The organism is Actinoplanes sp. NPDC048791 (genome assembly GCF_040650095.1).
Lineage (GTDB): Bacteria > Actinomycetota > Actinomycetes > Mycobacteriales > Micromonosporaceae > Actinoplanes.
The window spans coordinates 1-3,322 of record NZ_JBEZGQ010000924.1; the positions used below are offsets into that span (position 1 = coordinate 1).

4 protein-coding genes and 1 pseudogene are annotated in these 3,322 nt (G+C 73.7%); 4 read left to right on the plus strand and 1 reads right to left on the minus strand.

Annotated features, from left to right (window positions below; genetic code table 11):
- From AB0C29_RS39785 to AB0C29_RS39800, 4 genes and pseudogenes are all read left to right on the plus strand, one after another.
- A pseudogene (locus AB0C29_RS39785) lies at nt 1-179 on the plus strand (secretion system protein); the annotation flags it as partial.
- Nucleotides 180-318: 139 nt separating this feature from the next.
- The gene (locus AB0C29_RS39790; RefSeq protein ID WP_246595786.1) at nt 319-447 is read left to right on the plus strand and encodes a DUF4244 domain-containing protein; all 129 of its coding nucleotides are present in this window, start codon (nt 319-321) and stop codon (nt 445-447) included.
- Between the two features lie 65 nt (nt 448-512).
- On the plus strand, nt 513-830 hold the full coding sequence (locus tag AB0C29_RS39795; protein WP_360831949.1) for a TadE family type IV pilus minor pilin: 318 nt from the start codon (nt 513-515) through the stop codon (nt 828-830).
- Nucleotides 827-1,213, plus strand: coding sequence for an Rv3654c family TadE-like protein (locus AB0C29_RS39800; RefSeq protein ID WP_360831952.1), 387 nt, complete (start codon nt 827-829; stop codon nt 1,211-1,213). Before AB0C29_RS39795 ends, AB0C29_RS39800 begins: the two co-directional genes overlap by 4 nt.
- On the opposite strand, the gene AB0C29_RS39805 is transcribed toward AB0C29_RS39800, so the two are convergent.
- Nucleotides 1,177-3,322: Zn-binding domain-containing protein (locus AB0C29_RS39805; RefSeq protein ID WP_360831954.1), on the minus strand; the 2,146-nt coding region annotated here is incomplete at its 5' end. The genes AB0C29_RS39800 and AB0C29_RS39805 overlap by 37 nt on opposite strands.

Genomic DNA, 3,322 nt, shown 5'->3' on the forward strand with positions numbered 1-3,322 from the left:
CCGGCGCGCTGACCCGGCTCGCTGATGACCTGCGCGGGGACCGGTCGGTGGCGGTCGAGGCGGCCGCCCACCGCGCCGGAGTCCTCATCGTTCTGCCGCTCGGGCTGTGCTTCCTGCCCGCCTTCGTGCTCGCCGGCCTCGTACCGGTGGTCGTCGCCGTCCTGGGCGACGTCCTGTGAAAGCCCCGCAAAGCTCGCCGGCCTGGTTGCCGGTGCTGGTCGCCGTCCGCGGCGACGTCCCGCGAGAATCCACCACAAGAAGGAGATCCACGTGCACAGACTGTTCCTCCGCCTGGCCGGCCTGCGAGGCGACGACGGCATGAACACCGCCGAATACGCGGTCGGCACCCTCGCCGCCGTCGCGTTCGCCGGCATTCTGCTCAAGGTCCTCAGCAGCCCGGCCGTGCAGGCGTCGCTGACCGGCGTGATCAACGACGCCCTGAAGTGAGTGGGCGCCGGTGGCCCGGTCGTCTGCGGGCGCTCGGGACGGACAGGGGTGCGTTCACCGCCGAGATGGCGGCCGGGCTGCCGGCGCTCATGCTGCTGCTGTTCGCCGGGCTGACGGCGGTCGGGGCGGTGACCGCTCAGGGCCGGTGCGTGGACGCCGCCAGGGAGGGTGCGCTGGTCGCCGCCCGTGGCGCGCCGGGCGTCGCGGCGGCCGCCCGGATAGCTCCGGCGGACGCGCAGATCGAGTTGGTGGAGGGCGAGGAGACGGTGACGGTCACGGTGCGCGCTCCGGTTCCGATCCTGGGCGGCCACCTCCCGGCCATTTCGGTACGCGCGGAAGCCGTCGCCGCTCGCGAACCTGAGTTGACCGGGACGGTCCCATGAGGACGGGCACCCGGCTCTGCGCGGCCGCGTCGAACCCGGTGCCGGGCAGGGATCGGGGTGCCGCCTCGATCTTCGTGCTGGCCATCGGGCTGGTGCTCGTCGCAGCCGGGATCGCCGGGGCGGCCGTCGGCGCGGCGCGGGTCGGGCGGCATCAGGCTCGGACAGCGGCTGACCTGGGCGCACTGGCCGGCGCAGTCCGCGCGGTGGAAGGCGTGGAGGTGGCCTGCCGAAGAGCCGAGCGGTTCGTCCTCGCCAACGGTGCCCGCATGGTCTCCTGCCGTGTCGAGGGCCTGGAGATCGTCATCGCCGTCCAGGTCACCGTGACGCCGTTGCCGGGACTCACCCGCTACGCGTCAGCTGCCGCCCGCGCGGGACCGGTCTGAGTCGCACTCGACAGCTGAGCGAGGACCGCGTCCAGGACGGCCACCGCGCCCTTCTTGTCCAGGGGGTTGTTGCCGTTGCCGCACTTCGGGGACTGCACGCACGACGGGCAGCCGGTCTCGCAGCCGCAGCTGGCGATCGCTTCCCTCGTCGCCTGGAGCCACTCCGCCGCCGTTCCGTAGGCGCGTTCCGCGAAGCCCGCCCCGCCCGGGTGGCCGTCGTAGACGAACACCGTCGGCGCTTCCGTGTCCTGGTGGTTCGCCGTCGACAGGCCGCCGATGTCCCAGCGGTCGCACGTCGCCATCAGCGGCAGCAGGCCGATCGCCGCGTGTTCCGCCGCGTGCAGCGCACCCGGGAAGTCCGCCGGTTCCACCCCCGAGGCCACGAGGAGGTTCGGTGAGAGCGTGAACCAGACCGCCACCGTCCGAAGTTCCCTAGGTGGCAGGTCCAGGGGCCGGGTGTCGATCACCTCGCCTGAGCCGATCCGGCGGCGCTGGTACGAGACCACCTGGTTCGTCACGTCCACCTCGCCCAGGAACAGGCCGACCGGGCCCGCGTCGACGTACTCGCGGACCGAGACCACCGACAGGTCCGTCACGTCCCGGGCGTGAGTCCAGAAGCCTTCAGTCTGGTCAAGGGCGGCGGCGGGGTGGTCGGCCGGGCAGTCCGGCTCGGCCGCGTGCACCAGGGCCACCGCGTCCTCCAGGTCCAGGTCGTCCACCAGGTACGACACGCCCTGGTGCAGGTACACCGCCCCGGTGTGCAGCATGACGTGGGACGAGCCCTGATCCACCGTGCCGAGCAGGCGGCCGGTCGCCGACTCGACCACCGAGATCGGGGTCCCGCCCGTGCCGCGCAGGTCCACGTCCGGGCGGCCGCGGTGCGTCCAGTACCAGCCCGACGGCCGGCGGCGCAGCGCCCCGGAAACGGTGAGCGCCTCCACCGCCGCCAGCGCCGGCGCGCCCCCGAACAGCTCCAGGTCCGCCTTCGTCAGCGGGGCCTCCACGGCGGCGCAGCACAGTTGCGGGCCCAGCACGTACGGGTTCGTCGGATCCAGGACCGTCGCCTCGACCGGGCGGCCGAACAGCGCCTCCGGGTGGTGCACCAGGTACGTGTCCAGCGGATCGTCCCGGGCCACCAGCACCGCCAGCGCCTCGCCCCCGGCCCGGCCCGCCCGGCCCGCCTGCTGCCACAGCGACGCCCGGGTGCCCGGATAGCCGCAGATCAGCACCGCGTCCAGCCCGACCAGGTCGACGCCCAGCTCCAGCGCGTTCGTCGAGGCCAGCGCCAGCAGCTCGCCCGTCAGCAGGGCCCGTTCGATCGCCCGGCGGTCCTCCTTCAGATACCCCGCCCGGTACGCCGCCACCCGGTCACCCAGGCCCGGCACCACCTCGTCCAGCGCGCGCCGGGTCATCGTCGCCACCACCTCGGCACCACGCCGGGACCTGACGAAGGCCAGGGTCCGGGTGCCCGCCACCACGGCGTCGGTCAGCAGGTCAGCCGTCTCGCTCAGCGCTGACCGGCGTACCGGTGGCAGCTCGACCTCCAGGTCGTCGAGCTCGCGCGGCAGCAGTGGCGGCTCCCACAGCGCGAAGGTCGTCGCCCCGCGCGGCGAGGCGTCGTCGGTCACCGCCTCGACCGGCAGACCGGTGAGGCGGCTCGCCGCGTGGGCCGGGTCGCCCGAGGTCGCCGAGGCCAGGATGAACGTCGGTTCGCTGCCGTACCGGGCGGCGACCCGGCGGAGGCGGCGCAGGACGTGCGCCACGTGCGAGCCGAAGACCCCCCGGTACGTGTGGCACTCGTCGATCACCACGTACCGCAGGCGGCGCAGGAACGCACCCCAGCGCGCGTGGCCCGGCACCAGCGCGTGGTGCAGCATGTCCGGGTTGGTCAGCACGAACCTTGAGTGCTGGCGGATCCACTCGCGTTCCTCGCGCGGGGTGTCACCGTCGTATGTGGCCGGCCGTACCCCCTCGACGCCCAGCCGGACCAGCGCGCGCAGCTGGTCGGCCGCCAGCGCCTTGGTCGGGGACAGGTAGAGCACCGTCGCGCGGGGATCTTCCACCAGCGCGGTCAGCGCGGGCAGCTGGTACGCCATCGACTTGCCCGAG

What these genes read in the sequence shown, in the direction of transcription:
- AB0C29_RS39790 (WP_246595786.1), top strand. Translation starts at nt 319, where the DNA reads ATGAACACCGCCGAATACGCGGTCGGCACCCTCGCCGCCGTCGCGTTC.
- AB0C29_RS39795 (WP_360831949.1), top strand. Translation starts at nt 513, where the DNA reads ATGGCGGCCGGGCTGCCGGCGCTCATGCTGCTGCTGTTCGCCGGGCTG.
- AB0C29_RS39800 (WP_360831952.1), top strand. Translation starts at nt 827, where the DNA reads ATGAGGACGGGCACCCGGCTCTGCGCGGCCGCGTCGAACCCGGTGCCG.